Origin of the sequence: Cyclobacterium qasimii M12-11B (assembly GCF_000427295.1) — a bacterium.
In the GTDB taxonomy this organism is placed as follows: domain Bacteria; phylum Bacteroidota; class Bacteroidia; order Cytophagales; family Cyclobacteriaceae; genus Cyclobacterium; species Cyclobacterium qasimii.
In genome coordinates this window covers 30,205-52,481 of the sequence record NZ_ATNM01000049.1, presented here as the reverse complement: position 1 = coordinate 52,481, position 22,277 = coordinate 30,205, and the positions used below count along the sequence as shown (strand labels likewise).

17 protein-coding genes and 1 tRNA gene are annotated in these 22,277 nt (G+C 38.3%); 9 read left to right on the top strand and 9 right to left on the bottom strand.

Features of this window, described 5'->3' with window-relative positions:
* Positions 1-172 precede the first annotated feature (172 nt).
* Positions 173-775, top strand: a complete 603-nt coding sequence (locus ADICYQ_RS04565) for a hypothetical protein (protein WP_161625575.1) — start codon at positions 173-175, stop codon at positions 773-775.
* Positions 776-947: 172 nt separating this feature from the next.
* Here ADICYQ_RS04565 and ADICYQ_RS27035 read toward each other — a convergent pair whose 3' ends face one another.
* The 3 genes from ADICYQ_RS27035 to sucC all read right to left on the bottom strand — a co-directional run bounded on the left by ADICYQ_RS27035 (position 948) and on the right by sucC (position 2,652).
* Positions 948-1,154, bottom strand: coding sequence for a hypothetical protein (locus ADICYQ_RS27035; protein ID WP_146948049.1), 207 nt, complete (start codon positions 1,152-1,154; stop codon positions 948-950).
* Positions 1,155-1,326: 172 nt separating this feature from the next.
* Positions 1,327-1,400: transfer RNA gene (locus ADICYQ_RS04560), tRNA-Arg, on the bottom strand.
* A 37-nt stretch (positions 1,401-1,437) separates the two neighbouring features.
* On the bottom strand, positions 1,438-2,652 hold the full coding sequence (sucC, locus tag ADICYQ_RS04555; protein WP_020892364.1) for an ADP-forming succinate--CoA ligase subunit beta: 1,215 nt from the start codon (positions 2,650-2,652) through the stop codon (positions 1,438-1,440).
* Between the two features lie 251 nt (positions 2,653-2,903).
* On the opposite strand from sucC, the gene ADICYQ_RS04550 reads away from it, so the two are divergent.
* The 5 genes from ADICYQ_RS04550 to ADICYQ_RS04530 all read left to right on the top strand — a co-directional run bounded on the left by ADICYQ_RS04550 (position 2,904) and on the right by ADICYQ_RS04530 (position 7,462).
* Entirely contained in the window at positions 2,904-3,557 is a 654-nt protein-coding gene (locus ADICYQ_RS04550; RefSeq protein WP_020892363.1) for an ABC transporter ATP-binding protein, read from the top strand.
* 87 nt (positions 3,558-3,644) lie between these two features.
* Positions 3,645-4,592: an acetyl-CoA carboxylase carboxyltransferase subunit alpha gene (locus tag ADICYQ_RS04545; protein WP_020892362.1), complete on the top strand. Its 948-nt coding sequence runs from the start codon at positions 3,645-3,647 to the stop codon at positions 4,590-4,592.
* Between the two features lie 56 nt (positions 4,593-4,648).
* Positions 4,649-5,455, top strand: a complete 807-nt coding sequence (locus tag ADICYQ_RS04540) for a patatin-like phospholipase family protein (protein ID WP_020892361.1) — start codon at positions 4,649-4,651, stop codon at positions 5,453-5,455.
* Complete coding sequence (locus ADICYQ_RS04535) at positions 5,452-6,009, top strand: 1-acyl-sn-glycerol-3-phosphate acyltransferase (protein ID WP_020892360.1); 558 nt, start codon at positions 5,452-5,454, stop codon at positions 6,007-6,009. Before ADICYQ_RS04540 ends, ADICYQ_RS04535 begins: the two co-directional genes overlap by 4 nt.
* A gap of 466 nt (positions 6,010-6,475) precedes the next feature.
* Complete coding sequence (locus ADICYQ_RS04530; protein WP_020892359.1) at positions 6,476-7,462, top strand: YihY/virulence factor BrkB family protein; 987 nt, start codon at positions 6,476-6,478, stop codon at positions 7,460-7,462.
* A 396-nt stretch (positions 7,463-7,858) separates the two neighbouring features.
* Here the strand turns inward: ADICYQ_RS04530 and ADICYQ_RS04525 are convergent, their stop codons facing one another.
* From ADICYQ_RS04525 to ADICYQ_RS04500, 6 genes are all read right to left on the bottom strand, one after another.
* A complete protein-coding gene (locus ADICYQ_RS04525; RefSeq protein ID WP_020892358.1) occupies positions 7,859-8,626 on the bottom strand; it encodes an SDR family NAD(P)-dependent oxidoreductase in 768 nt (255 codons plus the stop codon).
* Positions 8,627-8,933: 307 nt separating this feature from the next.
* Positions 8,934-9,140 carry a hypothetical protein gene (locus ADICYQ_RS04520; protein ID WP_020892357.1) on the bottom strand — a complete coding sequence of 69 codons (207 nt, stop codon included), beginning with the start codon at positions 9,138-9,140 and terminating at the stop codon, positions 8,934-8,936.
* Between the two features lie 203 nt (positions 9,141-9,343).
* Positions 9,344-10,042, bottom strand: a complete 699-nt coding sequence (locus ADICYQ_RS04515) for a TetR/AcrR family transcriptional regulator (RefSeq protein ID WP_020892355.1) — start codon at positions 10,040-10,042, stop codon at positions 9,344-9,346.
* Between the two features lie 43 nt (positions 10,043-10,085).
* Complete coding sequence (gene tyrS / locus ADICYQ_RS04510; protein WP_020892354.1) at positions 10,086-11,375, bottom strand: tyrosine--tRNA ligase; 1,290 nt, start codon at positions 11,373-11,375, stop codon at positions 10,086-10,088.
* A 456-nt stretch (positions 11,376-11,831) separates the two neighbouring features.
* Positions 11,832-13,145 carry a M56 family metallopeptidase gene (locus ADICYQ_RS04505; protein WP_020892353.1) on the bottom strand — a complete coding sequence of 438 codons (1,314 nt, stop codon included), beginning with the start codon at positions 13,143-13,145 and terminating at the stop codon, positions 11,832-11,834.
* Positions 13,146-13,148: 3 nt separating this feature from the next.
* Positions 13,149-13,505, bottom strand: coding sequence for a BlaI/MecI/CopY family transcriptional regulator (locus tag ADICYQ_RS04500; protein ID WP_020892352.1), 357 nt, complete (start codon positions 13,503-13,505; stop codon positions 13,149-13,151).
* Between the two features lie 231 nt (positions 13,506-13,736).
* On the opposite strand from ADICYQ_RS04500, the gene ADICYQ_RS04495 reads away from it, so the two are divergent.
* The 3 genes from ADICYQ_RS04495 to ADICYQ_RS04485 all read left to right on the top strand — a co-directional run bounded on the left by ADICYQ_RS04495 (position 13,737) and on the right by ADICYQ_RS04485 (position 22,268).
* The gene (locus ADICYQ_RS04495; RefSeq protein ID WP_040414538.1) at positions 13,737-15,119 is read left to right on the top strand and encodes an AGE family epimerase/isomerase; all 1,383 of its coding nucleotides are present in this window, start codon (positions 13,737-13,739) and stop codon (positions 15,117-15,119) included.
* A gap of 237 nt (positions 15,120-15,356) precedes the next feature.
* A complete protein-coding gene (locus ADICYQ_RS04490) occupies positions 15,357-18,779 on the top strand; it encodes a HEAT repeat domain-containing protein (protein WP_020892349.1) in 3,423 nt (1,140 codons plus the stop codon).
* Positions 18,780-18,836: 57 nt separating this feature from the next.
* Complete coding sequence (locus ADICYQ_RS04485) at positions 18,837-22,268, top strand: HEAT repeat domain-containing protein (protein ID WP_020892348.1); 3,432 nt, start codon at positions 18,837-18,839, stop codon at positions 22,266-22,268.
* Positions 22,269-22,277 lie beyond the last annotated feature (9 nt).

Genomic DNA, 22,277 nt, shown 5'->3' with positions numbered 1-22,277 from the left:
ATTCCAAATATAATTATTTTAAGAGTGTTTCATTCTTTTAAATGTTTATTGGATTCTTAGATTTTATTATTGGACCTTAATTTTTCCTCGTAATTATATGATTATGAATAGTTTAGGTGCTTTAGTAACTAGGCCTTTTACGCTTCTTATTTTTAAATATGTGATTTCTATTTTGCTTATTTTTTTAGCACTATCCTTCAGTGTTAATGCACAGCCAGTAAAAGTCAATGCCTCCAGCGTCACGTTCACTAGTCCTTCAGAGAGGATGACGTCTATTGCTGGGTGTGGTTTTTTAAGTTTGGAGCCATGTTATAGTGCCTCAGTGGCTAATTCTGGTAATGCATTAATTGACAATAGTCAATTTGCCAGAATGTATGCAAGTCCTGGGTTAGTAGCAGGATTGGCATCATATGATGGGGAATTGGAACTGAAATTTGATTTTAGCTTACCAGCTGATACCTGGTCCTATGTTAGGATCGATGCTGGTGAAAGTCTTTTGCAGGCATTATTGGGAGGAAGTCTTGGTGAGCTAATAGGAGATGTTTTGGGTTCAGTTTTATTAGGTAATCAAGAGATAGAAATCCAGGCAAGAAATTCTGGAGGCGGGTATGGGATGGAAATAATTCAGAAAGGGATTCGGTTTCAAATTCCAACAACTCCTGTAGGCTGTGTTTGCAGGCCTCGAAAAGCTTCATGTAGGCATTTAGGGTATTGCGTGATATACCTAGGGTTTTTCCGATTTCCCTGTTGCTATTCACGTCAGGATGCAGCCTGATGATTTGTTTGATTTCCATAGGATCAATTTGGTTGGCCATATCGTTTTTTGTTTACGATATAACCTGTTTAAAATGATCTTTCAAATTGGTACGGTGAGCACTGTCGAACGGTGGCACTATTCGAACCGGAATTACTGGCACAAAACGAACCGTTATAAGTCCAGATCTGACTCAGAAACCTGGCACAGTTTGAACCGGAATCACTGGCGCAGAAAAACAGGAAGGGGTGGCACAAGACGAACCGTTATATCCACTCAGTTCTTCTAGCGGCATGCTACTGCGAAGACTTTGGTAATCGCTAAGTAGAAAGTGTTTTATGTATTCCGTCAACAATAACTCGATAGACCTACCTTTCTGCATTTTTAGTATTTTAGCCATAAAAAAAACCTGTAAAGATTTTCTTTACAGGTTTTGATTTGCTTCTAGTTATTTTATCTTATTAATTCTCAAATTATTTAAAATCAAGATTTAACTCATATATACTCCTGATTTCTTAAATTATCAGGTAGTTTTAATAATGTGCCTTAGGCAATATCCTAGAGCTTATTTGTGCACTCGGAAGGATTCGAACCCTCAACCCTCGGAGCCGAAATCCGATATTCTATCCAGTTGAACTACGAGTGCATGCAGGCCTATGGGGCCGCAATATTAGTTAAATAAATTAAGCATTTAGCACATTTTGTACTTTTTCTGCAGCTTCTTTTAAAGTAATTGCAGAAGTAACCTTAAGACCTGATTCGTCTATGATTTTTGCGCCTTCTTCAGCGTTAGTACCTTGTAGTCTTACAATAATTGGAACACGGATATCGCCAATAGATTTATAAGCTTCAACCACACCGGATGCAATTCTGTCACACCTAACAATACCACCGAAGACATTTATTAGGATAGCTTTAACTTTAGGATCTTTAAGTATGATCCTAAAACCAGCTTCAACTGTTTGTGCATTGGCCCCGCCTCCAACGTCTAGGAAGTTTGCCGGCTCGCCACCAGAAAGTTTGATCATGTCCATGGTAGCCATCGCAAGGCCGGCACCATTTACCATACAACCAACATTACCATCAAGCTTCACGTAATTAAGTCCTGATTTGGCTGCTTCCACCTCAAATGGATCCTCCTCATCAACATCTCTCATCTCAGCAAGACTCTTATTCCTATATAACGCATTGTCATCTAAATTTACTTTAGCATCTACGGCTAAAATATGATCATCAGATGTTTTCAATACTGGGTTAATCTCAAATTGTGATGCATCACTTGCATCATATGCAGCATAAAGAGCCATGATAAACTTCACCATTTCCTTGAATGCATTTCCTTCCAAGCCAAGCTTAAAGGCAACGTTTCTTGCTTGAAAAGGCTGAATGCCCAATAAAGGGTCTACCCACTCCTTAATTATTTTCTCTGGGGTGTTTTCAGCGATTTCTTCAATGTTTACACCACCTTCTGTAGATGCCATGATTATATTACTGCCAGTAGCTCTGTCCAATAATATTGACAAATAATATTCTTTAGGCTCAGATTTTCCAGGATAATAAACATCTTGTGCGACCAAGATTTTCTTTACCAATTTTCCTTCTTCACCTGTTTGAATAGTAACTAGAGTACCACCCAAAATTGCTTTGGCTTTCTCTGAAACTTCTTCTAACGATTTAGCCAAAACCACGCCTCTTGATCCGGTTTCTTTAATTTCTCCTTTACCTCTACCTCCAGCATGGATTTGTGCTTTTAGAACATACCAAGAAGTACCTGTATCTGCAGTAAGCTTCTTTGCCGCTTCGAGAGCAGCTTCGGGGCTTTCCGCAACAATCCCTTCTTGGATTTTGACTCCGTAAGATTTTAAAACTTCTTTAGCTTGATATTCGTGTATATTCATTCTGGTCAAATTTTTGCTCGAAGTTAATGTCAAATGTCCGATTATTCAAGATTTAAGAGATGCTTTTTATTGATTCTTTAAATGTTTTTTTTCTGTTTTAGTCATTATTAAGTTTTCACGCCTTAAAAATCAAGTGCATAGCTACTATTGGATGCTGTAAATTTAAAAGCGCAATAGTAATTATATTTTTGATTAATTTTAAAATACAAGTATGTTTGTCATCAACACTAAATTCAACTACTGCAAATCCTATGCTCTACGCTAAATCACTTCAGAAATATTATGGAGACCTCCATGTCCTTAAAGGAGTAGATGTAACTATAGAGAAAGGAGAAATAGTGTCCATTGTTGGCGCATCTGGTGCAGGGAAAAGTACCTTATTGCATATCCTTGGCACCTTAGACAAGCCAGACGAAGGCTCATTATTGGTAGACGATATTGATGTGCTAAAACTAAGTGGTGATAAATTGGCTAGCTTTAGGAATGATAGAATAAGCTTTATTTTCCAATTTCATAATTTGCTTCCGGAATTTACTGCTGAAGAAAACATATGGATTCCAGGTCTTATAGGTAAAAAACCTGAGAATATCCTTAGAAAAAGAACAGCTGAGTTAGCGAATCTACTTGGGATTAGCTCTCGTTTGGATCATAAACCTGCCCAGCTCTCCGGTGGAGAACAACAGCGTGTAGCAGTAGCAAGGGCCCTTGTCAATAGCCCTGATATAATCTTTGCCGATGAGCCAAGTGGTAACCTTGATACAGAAAATGCCCAAGCGCTTCATGAGTTGTTCTTTAAACTAAGGGATGAACTAGGCCAGTCATTCGTAATTGTTACCCATAATCAATCTCTCGCAGGAATGTCAGATAGAATGCTTACCATGAAAGATGGTAGAATTTTACCCTGACTTAAAAGCTTATAAAACATCTTTGATAAAAGTTGGTCACGTAATCAAAAATTAATTTTTATCTTTGATACTTCAAAACATCAATTTATGGTATTAGAATTTGAAAAGCCAATCGCTGATCTTGAACTTAAGCTTCAGGAAATGATTCAATTGGCCAATGAAAAAAACATAGATCTGTCGACAGATATTAAATCTCTGGATGAAAAGCTTCAAGTATTAAAAAGAGAAACCTTTCAAAACCTTACCCGATGGCAGCGGGTGCAACTTTCCAGGCATGCCGACAGGCCTTATGCATTGGATTATATCTATGAAATGACAGATAATTTCATAGAGTTGCATGGTGATAGAACCGTAAAGGATGACAAGGCCATGATTGGAGGCCTTGGAGATATAGACGGACGTTCAGTTATGTTTATTGGCCAACAGAAAGGTAGAAATACAAAGCTGCGACAAGAAAGAAATTTCGGGATGGCCAATCCTGAAGGTTACAGGAAGGCATTGAGGCTAATGAAGATGGCCGAAAAATTCAACAAGCCTATTATTACTTTAATAGATACTCCAGGTGCTTACCCAGGAATAGAAGCAGAAGAAAGAGGACAAGGAGAAGCGATCGCTAAAAACCTTAGGGAGATGTTTAAGCTTAAAGTCCCTGTAATCTGCATCATTATTGGTGAGGGTGCTTCTGGTGGAGCTTTAGGGATTGCCATTGGAGACAAGGTAATGATGCTCGAAAATTCATGGTATTCTGTTATTTCTCCTGAAAACTGCTCTACTATTTTATGGAGAAGTTGGGACCACAAAGAACAGGCTGCCGAAGCGCTTAAATTGACAGGACCGGACATGAAAAGTAATGGCTTGATCGATTCCATTATAGAAGAGCCCCTTGGTGGAGCGCATAGAAATATGCAAAACATGGCTTTAAGAATCAAAGATAAAATAAAGGAATCCTTGGTTGAGCTTGATAAAATGAAAGTGGATAAACGCATAGAAAAACGGATTGAAAAGTTTTGTTCTATGGGTTTTGTTCAGGAATAAGAATTATTTATTGCCGTAATTGTGGGGTTATTTAAGATTTCCATTTAATTATTATTTTGGAAAAAACCAATAAATTAGGAGTCGCACTATCCGGAGGTGGAGTAAGAGGTATTGCGCACCTTGGGATATTGCAAGGGCTAAATGAGGAAGGGATTTATCCTGATTGTCTTTCTGGAAGTAGCGCAGGTGCTATCGTTGCTGCAATGTATGCGCATGGCTATCAACCAAAAGAAATCTTTGAAATCATTGTTCAAACCAAATACTTCAAATTCTTCAAACCTTCAATTAGCTTTAAGGCTTTGTTAAGAATGGATCTTTTGGCAGATTTATTTGCCAAGTATTTGCCAGAGGATGATTTTTCAGCCTTGAAAATCCCTATTTATGTTGTAGCCACTAATTTCCAAAAAAGTCGTACGGAGTTTTTTTCCAAAGGACCTTTGATAAAGCGGTTGATGGCATCTTCCTGCATCCCTGGTATGTTTGAACCGATATTAACTGATGGGGATTTGTACATTGATGGGGGAGTGCTAAACAACCTTCCAGTAGAACCTTTGGTCAATACCTGTGACACGATTATTGGAATTAATTGCAATAATTTACCGGATATAAAAGTAGGTCCCCATATTAAAGGGTTGATTGAGCGTTCTGTGATCATGGCATTGAATTACAATGTTTACAGTAGGAAAGACAAATGTGATTATTTTATTGACCCACCGGGTTTGGCTCAATTTGGTGTTTTGGAAATTAAAAAAGCTGCCGAAATTTATGATACCGGGTATCAATATTGCAAAGAATTTTTACTTAAAAACCCCTCAATGTCTAGGTTGAAAAGTCAGGACATTAATAGTCTATCGAAATCATGAAATTAATCGCCCGTTTTATACTTTGGATTTCTGGTTGGAAAGTTTCAGGAAATTGGCCTCAAGGTTTAAAGAAAGCTGTCCTTATTGCAATTCCCCATACCAGCAATTGGGATTTGATGTATGCCCTTTCTGCATTCTATATAATGGGAGTGCCTGTTAAATTCACCATTAAGAAAGAAATAATGATTGGGCCCCTCGGCTGGTTAATTAAAGCCTTAGGAGGAATACCAATCGATAGGAAGAAGGTTATTGGGAAAAGGAAGCAAACCTATACCGAGACCATGATACAGATGTTGAAGGATTCGGAAGAATTGGTTATGATGGTGACTCCTGAAGGGACTAGAAGCTATGCTCCACGTTGGAAATCTGGTTTTTACCACATTGCCCTTGGTGCAAATGTGCCTATAGTAATTGGGTTCTTAGATTACAAAAAGAAGCTGGCTGGAATTGGTCCTATGATCTATCCAAATGGAAATCTTCAAGAACAGGTAGAAGAATTAAAAGTATTTGGTAGAACCATTACCGGTAAATACCCAGACCAGGGTATCCGATAATTTCACTGCCCCCCTATAATATCATTTTATACAATGCCATGGCTTAATTTAGCTATGGCATTTTGCTTTTTAGATGGCTAGATGAGGATTTTTCATTGTTGACCAATTCAATAACGTTTCGGAGTGAGGCATACTTTATGTCTTTTACTTTCATTGTAATGTTTCCTCATCAAGAATCATTAAAGTCTTACACCCAGAAAAAGCCCTATTAAGGAAGACTATAGGATGGTTTTAATGCCTTGAGGCATCCATTTTTATTTAAATGTTAATTCGATGCTATTCATGCTAATTGACAAGGCTGCTGGTTTAATTATCTTCCTTTTCGAAGGCCTTGAAATCTAGGTTAGAGGCACTTTAAACAGTTGTATTGAAAGGTAGCTAAGGGCATTATAGCAGGTCTAAAAATAGAATGTTTATAGTATTTTTATGTAAAAATCAATAATCTTATTCAGTCAAAAAATGGGGAATGGTTTTTGGTACATTAGAATCTGATCCAGCCTACGAAAAAATGATTAAGAATAAATTAAAGAAACTTAAAAAATATTCTGTTTTTGAAATTATCATAGATAGCGTTAAAGACTTTGGGAAGAATGATTCCATAACTTTTGCAGCTTCCACTGCCTTTTACACTATATTTTCACTTCCAGCTTTGTTGATCATTATACTCAACATTGCTTCAGTTATCTTAAATGAAGATACCGTAAAAGAAGAGCTCTTGGCACAAGTGTCAAAAATGATGGGTAGCGAGAGTGCAACTACTCTTGAAGGAGTTATGACCAACGTTGCGATAAGTGGGCAAACTTTGTATTCTCGAATTGTCGCCATTTCGGTATTAATCTTTTCTGCTACGACTGTTTTTGTAAGTTTACAAAATAGCATCAATCACATTTGGCACATAAGGTCAAAACCAGAGAAAGGATTCTTGAAATACATTATGAATCGAATCCTTAGTTTTTCAATGGTGGCCTCTATTGGATTCCTATTGTTGGTTTCTCTTCTTGCTGACGCATTTATAGTCATTCTATTGAATTATTTTTCGGATATTTTTGATACCGGTACATTAAAACTTGCTTCGGTAATTAATTTTCTGGTGACTCAATCCACATTCGTACTTGTGTTTGGACTTATGTATAAAATTCTCCCTGATGCCAAGGTGAAATGGAAAGATGTTTGGTTAGGGGCATTTGTTACAATGATCCTTTTTGGATTGGGTAAATTCCTTATCGGGCTGTACTTGGGAAGTGCGGATGTAGGAAGTTATTATGGAACGGCAGGCTCCTTGGTAGTTGTTCTAATTTGGGTATATTACTCTGTGGTGATCTTTCTTTTCGGAGCTCAATTGACGTATTATATTGCTGAGAATATAGGTGGACATGTTACCCCGATTAAAGAAGCTGTAAAAGTTCGCCTAATCGAAATTACTGATGAGGAAGAGGAGGAGGAGGGGGATTAACCGTGACCTTAAACCTGGAATATGCAATAAAACTTCCATTAGGAGATGAAAGCATTTATTACGAAATCTAAATTCTGGTTGAGTAGGAGTAAAGCAGTTAGCGTTATCTGTTAGGGAGATTGTTTGTAGATCCAATTTTATCTAATTCCTTTTCAAAACAGGCAATTGCAATTCTTTGCTATTGCCTGTGAATTCTTAAAAATATTTGAAAGAATTAGAATTTATAATAATTGGGGTGATTTCCAGATGCAACTTGTATAGAGGTGATTTTTAAGACTTTTACAAATTGATTTAACTTAAAAGAGTACAGATTTTAAGTCAAGCTAATCTAAAAAGGGGAATGCTTCCATCAATTGGAAGCATTCCCCTTTTTAAATAACAAATGTTCTTATTAAATCAAGCTTGAAACCCACCATCAACAGTAAATATGCTTCCTGTCGTATAGCTAGAGGCCTCAGAGGCCAAAAATAAAGCCATTGAACCTATTTCTTCTTCTTCACCAATTCGTTGTAAGGGAAGTTCTTCTAAAAATTTCTCTCGAAGTTCTTGATTGGACCACAATACTTCACTGAACTTGGTCTTAATCAATCCTGGGCAAATAGCGTTTACGCGAATATTGTAAGTACCCCATTCCTTAGCGAAGACTTTTGTCAAGGAAATAAGAGCTGATTTACTGACACTATAAAGCCCGAGTCCTTTTTCAGGAGAAAGCGCACTGATAGAGCTAATATTTATAATGGAAGCGGATGATGATTGTTTTAAATAGGGTAGGCTTAGTTTCGACAACTCATAAGGAGCTTTTAAATTCACATCCAGAATTTTATCGAACACACCCAAATCCGTGCTTTCTATCGCTCCATATACAGGATTTGTAGCAGCATTGTTTACAAGAATATCGATTTGGCCATACTTATTAACAGTTTGCTCGATCAAATTCTTCCGATCCTCTTCATAACCGATATTATTGGCCACTCCCATAGCCACATAACCCTTCTCTTTAAGCTTGGCAATGGCTTCATCAAGCCTTTCCTGGTTTCTACTATTTATCACCACCTTAGCTCCTGCAGCAGCAAAAAAATGGGCGATTGAAAAACCAATGCCACTACTTGCGCCAGTTATGATAGCGACTTTGCCATGTAATGAAAATAGTGTACTTAAATCCATAAATATTCTGTTTTGTTTTATCAGAAATATACCTATCCAAATTTAAATTTTTAACAGGTATAAAGCAACAGTAAAACCCTTGCATCTCAGTAAGTATTACAATCACGAGGATCTAAAGTGGTTAAGCATAAAGGATTAACGCATTTAAATTAAGCCGTGAAACTTACTAATGCATTGTTTTTTAGCCCATTAAATCAAATAGGCACCTTCTTAACGATCAATTTGTCTTATAGGGTTAATTGATCGTTAAGAAGGTGAAATAATTGTGATCAAAGCCTATTATAATGCCTTTGATGTACTTAAAGCATTATTCTTCCTTTTTGATCTTGTCCGATTTAGGATGGGTTATGTTCCGATCGTTAATTTCGGAAACTTCCTTGCCTAAAACTTCTTTGGCTGAGATTGATTGTTCAGCACCTACTTTTGATCGCTTAGTGTTAAATATTCTCTTGTAAAGCAGGAATATCGCAATGACAATTGCAACAATAATTAGAGCTCCTATTAATAAATCCATAGTTTTATCTTTAATTAATTCTACTATTTACTGATAGAACAATAAAGATGCCTAAAATAGGAATGCATTCATTTTTTTGATCCCAGATGTTGAATCAATCTTTTCTGGACTTGGATAGGTAATGATTTCATGCCGAAATAGACCGTTTATTGACCCTTTCCGGATAAGCATATTCCCATTCCTTCACAATAGAATTTACAGCCTTAAAAAAGGTTTCCCTGGACAGGCTGGGTTTTGAATGGGTTGCTGGTTCCTTTTAATATTTCAAAAAGAATTTTATTGAAACCATTTTTCCAACTTTCAATATTGATTTTAATGTCATTTGGCTCTAAATTAACTGAGCCAGACAATTGACAGTAACCAATTAACATGCTCCAAATGGTGTAAAATGTGCTGTCGGCCTGCAGGTCAGGACGCATGCTGCCATCTTTTATGCCTTGCGATATCGCTTTGATGCCAATTTTCGCCAAATCATTGTGGCTTTGAAGCAACTTATTGAAAAATTGACTTTCTAAAAGCAATGGATTTACTTTTTCAGCATCTTGCTGGTACAATTCTAAAACAGACAGAAAATAGAGAATGGCATCATGGAAAACTTTCTTTTCCTGAACAAATTGAAAGTATCCGTTAACCAAATCGGTCATTACTTCTATGCCCGTTTTGTCTTTGCCTTTCCCGAAGGATTTGTTGAAGACCTCTTTTAATTCTTCGATACCCTTTTTGGTAATGGCCATGTAAAGGTCTTCTTTACTTTTATAATAAAAATAAACAAGACCTTTACTTATTTTGGCTTTTTTGGCTACGTCTTCGACTTTCGTTGCATGAAGTCCTTTTTCAGCAAACAATGCAATGGCTGATTCAAGGATCTTTTTCTCTTTTTGCTGTCTTTCGTAAACGCCCATATTCTATTTTATGCCTGTTATAAATCGCTCTTAGTTTTATTACTTAAGCGAGAACCTTGATGATATAATAATTTTTCTTTCCTTTTTGGACCAAAAGGTACTTGTTTTGAAGCAAAGGGGTATCAACCTTATCGTTCGGGTTTTCTATTTTCTGCTTGTTGAGGGATACACCACCGCCCTGAATCATTTTCCTGCCTTCGCCTTTAGATTTAAAAATTGTTTGGTCTAAAGTCAATAAATCCAAAGCATTTTCAGCACCTTCAAAGGTTGATTGATTCATCTCTATCACATCTACTCCGTCAAAAACCTGCAGAAAGGTACGTTCATCTAGTGTAGACAAATCTTCCAAGGAAGATTTTCCGAAAAGAATTCCAGAGGCTTTCACGGCTACTTCATATTCTTCAACGCTGTGAACAAGAATTGTAATTTCCTGCGCCAGGGCTTTTTGTAAAACCCGAAGATGCGGTGCATCTAGGTGCTCTTTTTCTAGGCTTTCGACAGATTCCTGATCCAATGTTGTGAATATTCGGATATATTTGGAAGCGTCCTCATCAGAAACATTGAGCCAAAACTGGTAAAAAGCATAGGGAGACGTTTTTTCTGGATCAAGCCAAACACTACCGCCTTCTGTTTTCCCAAACTTGGTGCCATCTGCTTTGGTAATCAACGGAACAGTAAGTGCAAATGCTTCACCACCGGCTTTTTTACGTATCAATTCAGTTCCAGTAACAATATTGCCCCACTGATCCGAACCGCCTAGCTGAATGCTGCAGCCTTTGTTTTTCCACAAATAATAAAAATCATAGCCTTGGATCAACTGGTAAGTAAACTCAGTAAAGGATAGACCATTGCCATCTTCAAGTCTTCTTTTTACAGAGTCTTTTGCCATCATATAGTTGACGGTAATGTATTTACCTACGTCCCTTATGAATTCCAAGAATGAAAACTTAGACATCCAGTCGTAATTGTTTACCAACAAGGCTTTGTTGGAAGCTTCTGCATCAAAATCTAAAAATTTCTCTAATTGCTTTCGGATGCCAGCAATGTTTTGATCCAAAGTAGCCTTGTCCAATAAGTTTCGCTCTGAGGACTTAAAGGAAGGATCTCCTATCATGCCCGTAGCACCCCCTATTAGCGCAACTGGCTGATGGCCTGATCGCTGAAAATGGAGCAAGGTCATTACCCCAACCAAGTGGCCAATATGAAGTGAATCAGCAGTTGGGTCAAAGCCAAGATAGGCTGCTGCTTTTCCTTTTTGAATATGTTCTTCTAATCCTGCGGTCATGTCCTGGATCATGCCCCGCCACTTTAATTCAGCTATAAAATCATTCATTCTACTCGGCTTTTTATTATGCGTCCGCAAATATAAGGCATCCTGATAAAAGGAAGGAATGAAAAGGATTTATTAATTCATTCGGGCATTTTTTTTTAGCCGGATTCGATTAGGTTGGAGAAAATAACGTTATGTAGCTGACTTGGTCTGGGATCTTGTCAGCATTGTTGCAAAAAATGAAACAATATCGCCAATACCGTTTCTTAGGTATTTCTTTAATCGATGAGTTAAAACTTATAACGATAGACTTTAGAGTTTTTTAAACATGCCTTTTCTAGAATGAGTTAGATGGAATTCTAAGACATCTGCAAAAAGTAACGTAGGGCAACAAACTCCGGTGGAAATACCCTTACTTCAAAGGTTGAATCCCTATGAAGATCAATATTTTGAAATAAAAGAGACCTAATTTATTCAAAACCTTAAGTAGCACTTACAGTCGAATATTGAATAGGACCTTTAGCTTTTTACTATTTTGAACTTAAACTTTATTTTGACCGTTCGGCCCTTCAATTCTCCAATGTTCAGCGTTGGAAGATCATTGATCACTCTTTTGCATTCTTCAAATAGACTTGAATGGTATTTTGATTCATTAATTTTTAACGGATCGCTTTCATATCCGACGATTACAATTTCTGTGTAACCGTTGAAAGGGTTATATTTGAGGCTACCTTCGGGATAATAATAAACCTTTCTAGAAGGTTGCGTTTCATAAACACCTGTCAATTTTCCATTGTTATCAATTTTGAAAAACAATGTTACCAATCCAACCTGGCCAGATTTTCTAGCTTCTTGCGGATACATTAGCGATTTGGAAAAATACCTGTTTAAATCGCTTATGGACGAAATAGCTGTATCTGATGCCTTTATGTTCGGTTCGATTCCATCACTTGCCTTAATTGTAGGTGTTTTTTCAGAAAGGCCTGCCAAGAGTATAAGGAAAATAGGTAGGACAGCCAATTTTCTGATTCTTGAGAATTTCGATTCATTTTGAGATTTCATCATCATTATTCGGTTTTGAAGGTTATTTGAATTCAATTCTGTGAACTGTGGAAAAGCTATTCGATCGCTAACCATTGAGATTAAAGCCATTTGGTATTGCCTCATATTTGAATGCTGAACAACCATGTCATCTGCTCTGTATTCAAGGTTTAACCTTATCGCTTTGTTAAGAACAATGGCAAAAGGATTGAACCATTGGAAGGATGAAAGAAACTCTATGGTGAACAAATCAATGAAATGTTTCTCCTTTAAGTGCACCTTCTCATGGTCAATTACCATTTTTAAACTTGGATGATCCAGGATGTTTCTTCCGATGATGATTTTATCAATGAAAGTAAAGGCCCGAATATTTCTTTCTGATAAATAGACTGTTTGGTTATCGATGATATCCTGTTGGGAAACTTTTTGTATGGCCGATGCTTGAATATAGCTTATAATGAATCTTATTAGAAAGAAAACCATTCCAGACACATAAATGATGGACAAAACTGACAGCCAATTAAATGTCGCATTTCCATTGTTGTTTGGAGTAAAACTAGGTTCGCCTATGGGAAGTGGATTTATTTCATTAAAATACACAGTAGCCAATGAGAGATCAGCTGCGGTGGGAAAGCTGATAAGTGGGATAATATGGGCAACAGGAAGGATAAGCAATAAGTAGTAACGATTAAAAACAAATTGCTTTTTTACCCGGAAAAGGAAATGGTAGGTAAGATAGAAAATGGCTGTGGCCAATGATACCTTCAATAAATAAAGAAAGAAAGCTTCCATAACTTATTTTGATTTTATCAATTTGATCAATTCATTTACTTCCTCTTCATCCAAATGCTCATCCTTTACAAAAGCCGCAACTGCACTGGAGAATGAATTGTCGAAGTAGTTGCTGACAATTTCTTTCATGTATATTTTGCGATAGGCCTCTTTTTTCAGCAAAGGGAAATACTCATAAGTATTCCCAAAAGCATTGAAGCCGACCACTTCTTTTTCTTGCAATACCCTGATAAGCGATGAGATAGTGTTGTAGTGGGGTTTTGGTTCGGGATATTCCGACACGATGTCCTTAACAAATGCTTTTTTAACATTCCAAAGGATCTGCATTAGCTCTTCTTCCTTCTTGGTCAATTTCTCCATAGAGACTTAAAATTTAAATTTGAATAAATATACAACGGGTTTTCCAGTTTGTCAATTGGTTTACCAGTTTAATAACTAAATATTTAAATAAATGCTGATCATGTACCATTGGATTGCATTAGGATAGGGATTCTATAATAGATTTATTTCCATTGTCGCACTAAAATTTGCTCAGTTGGAAATCCCAAAGAATGAAATTAAATTTAAGTAATTATTTAAACCCAAAATCATATGAAGCTCCTGACATTTGCATTTTTTTTTACTTGTTGGCTTATCCAACCCATAGTGGCTCAGACGACCCAAAGAAATAAAATGGCTGATGAGATTGCTTTCTCCATCAACCATGAATTAATCAATCATTGGTACCCCAAAGCTTATGATACCGAATATGGCGGGTATATCAGTTCCTTTGATGCGGCATTTAATCCTACTGAAAATCAGGACAAAATGATTGTGTCACAGGCCAGGCATTTGTGGACCTTGTCCAAAATGATGGAGAGAAGTCCTGAAACCGACCATTATAAGAAAGGAGCAAGGCTTGGATACACCTTTATAAGAGATGATTTTTGGGACAAAGAAAATGGGGGGTTTCATACCTTACTTAGTCGTGAAGGTGAAGTGAAATCTAGTGGCATTGGTGCTAAAACTGCCTATGGCAATGCCTTTGGGATTTATGGGCTTGCTGCCTATTATAAAGTAACATCAGACCCTGAAGTGCTTGAATTGGCGAAGAAGGCCTTTTATTGGTTGGAAGAAAACAGTTATGATCCGGAATATGGAGGGTATTTTCAGTCGCTTTCAATGGATGGTTCTTCTTTGGTTAGAGATAGCAGCACAGCTTCAACATCCACCATTGGGTATAAGGATCAAAACAGTTCCATCCATTTACTGGAGGCATTCACTGAATTGTATACGGTTTGGAAAGACCCTTTACTAAAGCAAAGGACGACGGAACTACTGGCCATAATCAGAGACACCATCGTTCAGAAGGAAGGATACCTTCAGTTGTTTTTACAGCCGGATTGGACACCAGTAAGTTTTAGGGAGGAAGGAAGAGCCTCTATAGAGAAACACCATTCAATAGACCATGTGTCTTATGGTCATGATGTAGAGACGGCTTATTTAATGATGGAAGCTTCTCACGTTTTAGGGCTGGTAGATGATTATGCTACCTGGGGAATAGGAAAGAAGATGGTTGATCATTCGCTTCAATTTGGTTGGGATGATAGCGTTGGTGGCTTTTATGATGGGGGTTATTATTTCGCCGGGGAATCAACACCAGAAGTTATCAAGGATACCAAAAACTGGTGGGCACAAGCTGAAGGACTTAATACCCTTTTAATCATGGCAGATTTGTATCCGGATGATGCAAATGCTTATTATGAGAAATTTAAGCTTCAATGGAATTATATACAAGAATATCTCATCGATCATAAGTATGGGGAATGGTATGCAGGTGGATTGGATAAACAACCAGAGTTGAAAAATGCCCAAAAGGGACATATATGGAAAACCGCCTATCACAACTTTAGATCAATGAATAACTGTGAACAAAAACTTCGTGATCCCTCACACCTCTCATTGACCATTAATAGGAGTGGAATTAATCATTAAAGCTAGTTTCCTATCTTTATAAAATATTAATTTTCCACTAATGATCTTTTTCTTATATTTCTGAACTTGAATATTGTCTTTATTTGCATCTGTGGTATAGTGGGAGTTCAGAAATTTCAAGAGGATTGAGGGAAAGGAAGTTGTGTTTGTTGAAACCTAATAAAGTATTGACACTTCTTCCTATTTTCACACAGTCAGGGTTAACCCAGATTGCTTATATTGACCGGAGAATATTCTATGAAGCTATTGAATGTGAAAATTAGACAGTCTTTGCAATACTTTTTGATTGCAAGCTCATTAATTATTTTTAGTTGTGGTTCTAAAGAGGAAAAGGATTTAAAAATTACAAATTTTACCCCTTCAGACACAAAAGAGTGGGCTTCTCAGTTAGAGGAAATGATCCAACCTGAAATAGACTCAGGGCTTACGGTTAGTGTATGGGCCTCTGATTCTTTGGTTTTTGATCCAATTTCCATTGATTTTGATGATCAGGGAAGGCTTTATTACAGCCGTACCAATAGGCAAAAAAACTCCGAACATGAAATTAGACAGCACCAGGACTGGGAAATTAGGTCAATTTCTTTACAGACCATAGAAGAAAAGAGGGCCTTTTTAAGGGAAGAACTTTCAGAAGAAAACAGTGAGCAAAACCAGTGGATGGAAGACCTAAATGGTGATGGATTCAATGACTGGAGAGACATGACCGTTGAAAAAGATCATATTTATCGACTGGAAGATACTGATGGGGATGGTTTGGCCGATAAATTCCAATTGGTTTTTGAAGAATTACATGATGAGGTGACCGATGTAGCCGGTGCGGTGATGAAATTTGGAGACGATCTTTTTGTAGGTGCTGCGCCAGATATGTGGCGGGTCAAAGAAGACCCCAAAACAGGTTTGACTAAAGAAAAAGTGTCCATTTCTCATGGTTATGGCGTACATATTGGATTTGGAGGTCATGGAATGTCAGGTTTGGAAATGGGGCCTGATGGCAGGGTTTATTGGGGAATAGGAGACATTGGTTTCAATGGAAAAGACCAGGCTGGGAATACTTATAAATATCCGAATAGGGGAGTAATTGCCCGATCTAACCCAGATGGAAGTGATTTTGAGATATTTGCCATGGGGGTAAGAAACACCCACGAATTTGTTTTTGATGATTATGGAAATCTTATAAGTGTAGACAATGATGGAGATCACAGGGGCGAGAGTGAGCGCCTTGTGTACCTGGTAGATGGTTCCGATACTGGATGGAGAATTAACTGGCAATTTGGTAAATACAGGGATCCCAAGAACAATGAATACAAGGTTTGGATGGATGAGGAAATGTACAAACCTCGACAAGAAGGACAGGCAGCTTATTTTCTCCCACCTTTAAAAAATTACATTAACGGCCCTACAGGAATGTTATACAATCCCGGTACTGCATTGGGAGAAAGATGGAAAGAAACTTTTTTTGTAGCTGGATTTTCAGGAAATCCTGCCAGGTCAGGAATACACGCTTTCAAATTAGCCCCCAAAGGAGCTGGCTTTGAAATGACAGAGACCAAAAAGATCATGGGCGGAATATTGCCTACAGGAATGGACTTTGGGCCTGATGGAGCCCTTTATTTTGCTGATTGGATTGATGGTTGGGGTACCAATGACGATGGAAGGATCTGGAAAATGGAAGTCACTTCTGGTGAAAACAGCCAATTGAGAAAAGATACAGAAACCTTGATTAAGGCTAATTTCAAGGAAAAGAAAAGCGCTGAATTGGGCGATTTGTTGGGCAATACCGATAAAAGGATTCGGCAAAAAGCGCAGTTTGAATTGGCCACAAGAGGTGGTGATGGACTTGAAATATTTAAGGCGAAATTGAGTGCAAGCAGCGGCCAACTGGCAAGAGTACATGCCATTTGGGGGATCGCACAACTCGCCCGTTCTGGTGAAAGCAATGCAGGTAAACTGCTCGTTCCATTGTTAAATGATACAGACCAGGAGATCAGGGCTCAAGCGGCTAGATGGCTTGGAGATATCAGGTATGAGGAGGCTGAGGATAAGTTGATTCCTCTTCTTCAAGACCAATCTGTCCGCGTACAGTTCTTTGCTGCAGAAGCATTGGGTAGAATTAAAGCCAAGACTGCAGTTGAGCCATTAATTACATTTCTAGAAACTAATAATGATGAAGACGTTTATTTGCGCCATGCAGGAAGCCTGGCATTGGCTAGGATAGGGGATGTAGCAGCGGTTAAAGCTTTGTACCAACATCCGTCAAGAGCTGTAAGAATTGCTGCTGTGGTAGCCTTAAGGCGCATGGAGGCAAGTGAAGTGGCTGTTTTTTTAGCCGATAAAGATGAATATATTTTAGCTGAAGCAGCAAGGGCGATCAATGATGATTTTTCAATTGAAGAGGCATTGCCCGCTTTGGGTAAGGTGCTTACCAGGGAAAACCTGTCCTCTGAACCACTACTTAGGAGAGCTATAAATGCAAATCTCAGGGTGGGTAATGAAGAGGCACTCAATCAAATCTTGCACTTTATTGCTATGGAGTCTGCGCCAGAGCCTATGCGAATTGAAGCCCTCAATGCGCTGTCTACATGGGATGATCCATCGGTTTTGGATAGGGTAGATGGAAGATTTAGGGGAGAGATGAAACGGGATGCCAATGTACTTAGGCAAATGGCTTCTGCACCCTTGTTAAAATTAACCAATCATTCTAATGCTGCCATTCGTTATGCGGCTGTTAATGCTATTGGAACGATAAAAGTGGCAGATACCTCTGATAAATTACTGTCCATGCTTAAAACAGATAGGGATTCGAAAGTAAGAGAGGCTGCATTGTTGGCCTTGGCTAAATCAGGTTCAGAGAAAATTGATGTCGCCTTGGAACAATCCATTACCGACAAGGATAAAAGTGTCAGGGTTGCTGGTCTGGGAATTTTGGGAGAATTGGATTTGTCTGGTAATACTGTAGCTGCTTTATTGGAGAAAGTAATCCTGAATCAAACAGTTGAAGAAAAACAAGCAGCCATCACAACATTGGGAAAGGTGGATGAAACTTATGCGACTCCTGTTTTCGAGAAACTGCTAGATGAGTTAAGCAATAAGAAATTACCTGCGGCAGTTGAATTGGAATTAAGTGAAGCGCTTGAAACATTAGGCAATGCGAATTTGTTGACCAAATACAAAGCTATAACTGACAAGCGCTATGAAGGAGATGTTTTGGCAAGTTACAATGGAAGCCTTTATGGTGGAGATGCTGCCAAAGGGCGAAAGATCTTCTTTCAAAACCAGAATGCCCAATGTATACGCTGCCATGCTTATGATGACTTTGGCGGTATTGCTGGGCCTAGATTAAATGGGATTGCCAAGAAACTTGATAGGAAGCTTTTGCTGGAAGCTCTTGTTGCTCCAAGCAATCGTTTGGCACCTGGTTTTGGCGTTGTAACCTTAAAACTAAACAGTGATAAAACCGTTTCAGGAATTGTAGTAAATGAAGATAAAAACAGCCTTACTTTAAAGATAGGAAATGAACCAGACAAGATTATAGCAAAAGACACCATTAAGGAGAGGTCAAATGCCTTGTCCTCTATGCCCGATATGAAGGCTTTATTAACGAAAAGAGAAATCCGGGATTTAGTAAGTTTTCTAGTAACATTAGATAAAGAAGAACAATAGTCTTTTTTACTTAATTTTAGTGAATCAACTCATCTCATAAATTTATATTGATTATCCATGTTGAGAAAAATTAAATTGACAGAACAATACAAAATTTTAAATATCCTACCTTTTTGCCTTGTGTTAAGTTTGTGCTTTACGGCGTGTAACTCAAATGAAAAGGCAGTCCCACTTCAGGTAAAGCAACTGACTCAGGAAGAAGTAAACAAACAAACATTAGCCATTGAAGAATTGGTTAATCCTGTTTATAATGAAGACCTTGAGTTAGAACTTTGGGCAGTGGATTCATTGGTTGCTGATCCAATTTCTTTACAAATAGATGATAATGGCAATGCCTTTTATTCAAAAACGAATAGAAGAAAGATCTCAGAATTTGATATACGAAGTCACCAGGATTGGGAGATTTCCTCGATTAAATTAAAAAATGTAGCAGAACGAAAAGCTTTTATCCATAAAGAATTGGCACCTGAAAACAGTGCTAAAAACGAATGGCTTCCTGACATTAATGGAGATGGTTCACATGACTGGAAGGACCTTACCATCGAAAAGGAGAACGTTTTTGAAATTCAAGATACCGATGGTGATGGTAAAGCAGATCGTTCCACATTAATTGCCAGTGATTTTAATGAAGAAACATCTGACGTGGCTGGAGCAGTACTGTATTATGATGATGCCCTTTTTGTAGGGGTGGCACCTGATCTATGGAGGATGACAGATACCAATGGCGATGGTTTTATGGACGAGAAAAAATCTTTGGCCCATGGATTTGGAGTACACATCGGTTTTGGAGGACACAATATGTCAGGACTTAAAGTGGGTCCGGAAGGTAAGATTTATTGGGGAATAGGGGATATAGGATTTAGTGGAGAAGATAACAATGGAAACCTTCTTGATTATCCCAACTGTGGTGTTGTTGCTCGCGCCAATCCAGATGGATCGGATTTTGAAATATTCGCTTATGGTGTTAGAAATACCCACGAATTTGACTTCGATGATTATGGCAATCTTATAAGTGTAGACAACGATGGAGATCACAAAGGAGAAAGAGAAAGAATAGTCTATTTAGTAGAGGGATCGGATACAGGCTGGAGAATCAATTGGCAGTTTGGTAAATATCGTGATCCTAAAAACAATGGATACAAGGTTTGGATGGATGAAAAGATGCATCTTCCACGCAATGATGATCAAGCAGCTTATTATATTCCTACTATAGCCAACTATGTAAATGGCCCTACAGGAATGCAACACAATCCTGGAACGGGACTTGGTGAACAATGGAAAAACAAGTTCTTTGTTGCTGAGTTTGGTGGTAATGCTGCAAGATCAGGGATTCACGCTTTTGATTTAAAACCAAAAGGAGCAGGTTTTGAAATGGGTGAAACGGAGCAGATTCTTACTGGAATCCTCGCCACAGGAATGGACTTTGCACCTGATGGAGCATTGTATTTTTCTGACTGGATTGATGGTTGGGTGAACAAGGGCTATGGCAGGATTTGGAAATTTACTGATAAAACAGCTACTGCTGATATCCGGAAACTTACAGCATCTCATTTAGCTAAAAATTATACTGATTTATCAAAAGATGAACTTGCTTCTTTATTGGGCTTTGAAGACCAACGCGTCAGACAAAAAGCACAGTTTGAATTGGCAAAGCGATCAGAGGAAGGAATGGAAGTATTTACTGCTGTTCTTGCTCAAAAAGAAAATCAGTTGGCAAGAATACATGCGATTTGGGGAATTTCTCAACTCGCAAGAGAAAATACTGAAAGGGCAGAAGCTTTGGTGCCTTATTTGAAAGACAGTGATGTTGAAATAATCGCTCAGTCAGCCAAATGGCTAGGAGATTTGAAATTTTCACCTGCAGCTAAAAATATACTTCCACTTCTTACATCAGATGTGGAAAGGGTTCAGTTTTTCGCAGCAGAAGCTTTGGGGAAAATGAAGCATGAAGCCGCTTTTGAAGCCATCGTGACACTTCTTCAGGAAAATGACAATGCAGACTTGTATATACGACATGCAGCCAGTCTAGCCTTATCCAGGGTAGGAAAGTCTTCCGAAATCATCGATTTGGCAAACCATCCTTCAGATGCTGTTCGTCTTGGAGCAGTGATTGCACTTAGGAGATTAAGAGATGATGGAATTGTAGCCTTCTTAAATGATAAAAGCGAATACATAATTGCTGAGGCAGCCAGAGCAATCAATGATGATTTCTCTATTGAAGCAGCCATCCCTGCTCTTGGAAAATTATTGGTGTCTGGAGATTTTACTTCAGAACCGCTACTTAGAAGAGCCATCAATGCCAATTTAAGGTGGGGATCTGAGGAAGCATTCAATAACCTGTTGACTTATGCCAATCAAGCGAAGGCTCCTGAGGCCATGCGTGTAGAAGCCATAGCAGCATTGAGTACCTGGACTTCCCCTTCTGTATTAGATAGGGTTGATGGATGGTATAGAGGTGAATTCAATAGAGACATTGTAGCCTTCCAGGCTTCGGCATCGAATGTCTTAATGGAATTGACAAAAAGCAATAGCCGAGTGATCCGTGAAGAAGCTGTCAAAGCTTTAGGTGAATTGAAAATTTCAGAAGCCAATCAACGCTTAATTGCTGTCCTTACAAATGACAATGATGCAGACGTTAGAGCGGAAAGCTTAAGGGCAATTGCTAAAATCCCGAAATCACCGATGGATAAAGCTTTAGAACAAGCGCTTTCGGATAAAGAAAGAAGTGTAAGAGTAGCAGGTCTTGATCTCCTGGAGGAGCTAACAATTCCAGATGAAAGAAAAGCAGCCCTTTTGGATGAAGTTATTCAGAAGAGAACCGTTGAAGAGCAACAAGCTGCCGTCAATACTTTAGCAAAACTGGTTCAAAACAGTACCAAACCAATCTTTGAGAAATTATTGGTACAATTCGAAAAAGGGGAGTTGCCCCAAGCCATTGAGCTCGAGTTTTTTGAAGCCATGGAAACAAGAGAAGATACCCAACTCAAGGATAGGTACAATCAGGTTCACGAAAGCATGAGTCAGGACGATCTTTTGGCCTCTTATAGTGGAAGTTTATATGGTGGGGATCAGGTGAAAGGACGCAAGATTTTCTTCCAACACGCAACTGCTCAGTGTATCAAATGCCATGCCTATGATGATTTTGGTGGAAATGCCGGGCCCAAGTTGAATGGTGTAGGAGCCAATTTAACCAGGGAACAATTGCTGGAAGCAGTCATTGACCCTAGTAATCGACTTGCTCCAGGATTTGGTGTTGTTACACTATCTCTGGATAATGATCAGAAACTCGCAGGTATCAAAATGGACGAAACAGAAGAAAGCATTACCTTGAAAATGGGTAATCAGCCTGATACGCTGATTATGAAAGGTCAAATTCTAGAAAGAAAAGATGCGCCTTCCAGTATGCCTGATATGAAGCAGTATTTGAGTAGAAGGGAGATTAGGGATTTGGTTAGTTTCTTAGTAACCTTAAAAGAAGACTTTAATTGATTTTAAGAA

Bases quoted from the DNA above. Each gene is read 5' to 3' on its own strand.
- ADICYQ_RS27035 (WP_146948049.1), bottom strand. From the start codon at position 1,154: ATGGCTAAAATACTAAAAATGCAGAAAGGTAGGTCTATCGAGTTATTG.
- sucC (WP_020892364.1), bottom strand. From the start codon at position 2,652: ATGAATATACACGAATATCAAGCTAAAGAAGTTTTAAAATCTTACGGA.
- ADICYQ_RS04550 (WP_020892363.1), top strand. From the start codon at position 2,904: ATGCTCTACGCTAAATCACTTCAGAAATATTATGGAGACCTCCATGTC.
- ADICYQ_RS04545 (WP_020892362.1), top strand. From the start codon at position 3,645: ATGGTATTAGAATTTGAAAAGCCAATCGCTGATCTTGAACTTAAGCTT.
- ADICYQ_RS04535 (WP_020892360.1), top strand. From the start codon at position 5,452: ATGAAATTAATCGCCCGTTTTATACTTTGGATTTCTGGTTGGAAAGTT.
- ADICYQ_RS04530 (WP_020892359.1), top strand. From the start codon at position 6,476: ATGGTTTTTGGTACATTAGAATCTGATCCAGCCTACGAAAAAATGATT.
- ADICYQ_RS04525 (WP_020892358.1), bottom strand. From the start codon at position 8,626: ATGGATTTAAGTACACTATTTTCATTACATGGCAAAGTCGCTATCATA.
- ADICYQ_RS04520 (WP_020892357.1), bottom strand. From the start codon at position 9,140: ATGGATTTATTAATAGGAGCTCTAATTATTGTTGCAATTGTCATTGCG.
- ADICYQ_RS04515 (WP_020892355.1), bottom strand. From the start codon at position 10,042: ATGGGCGTTTACGAAAGACAGCAAAAAGAGAAAAAGATCCTTGAATCA.
- tyrS (WP_020892354.1), bottom strand. From the start codon at position 11,375: ATGAATGATTTTATAGCTGAATTAAAGTGGCGGGGCATGATCCAGGAC.
- ADICYQ_RS04505 (WP_020892353.1), bottom strand. From the start codon at position 13,145: ATGGAAGCTTTCTTTCTTTATTTATTGAAGGTATCATTGGCCACAGCC.
- ADICYQ_RS04500 (WP_020892352.1), bottom strand. From the start codon at position 13,505: ATGGAGAAATTGACCAAGAAGGAAGAAGAGCTAATGCAGATCCTTTGG.
- ADICYQ_RS04495 (WP_040414538.1), top strand. From the start codon at position 13,737: ATGAAGCTCCTGACATTTGCATTTTTTTTTACTTGTTGGCTTATCCAA.
- ADICYQ_RS04490 (WP_020892349.1), top strand. From the start codon at position 15,357: ATGAAGCTATTGAATGTGAAAATTAGACAGTCTTTGCAATACTTTTTG.
- ADICYQ_RS04485 (WP_020892348.1), top strand. From the start codon at position 18,837: ATGTTGAGAAAAATTAAATTGACAGAACAATACAAAATTTTAAATATC.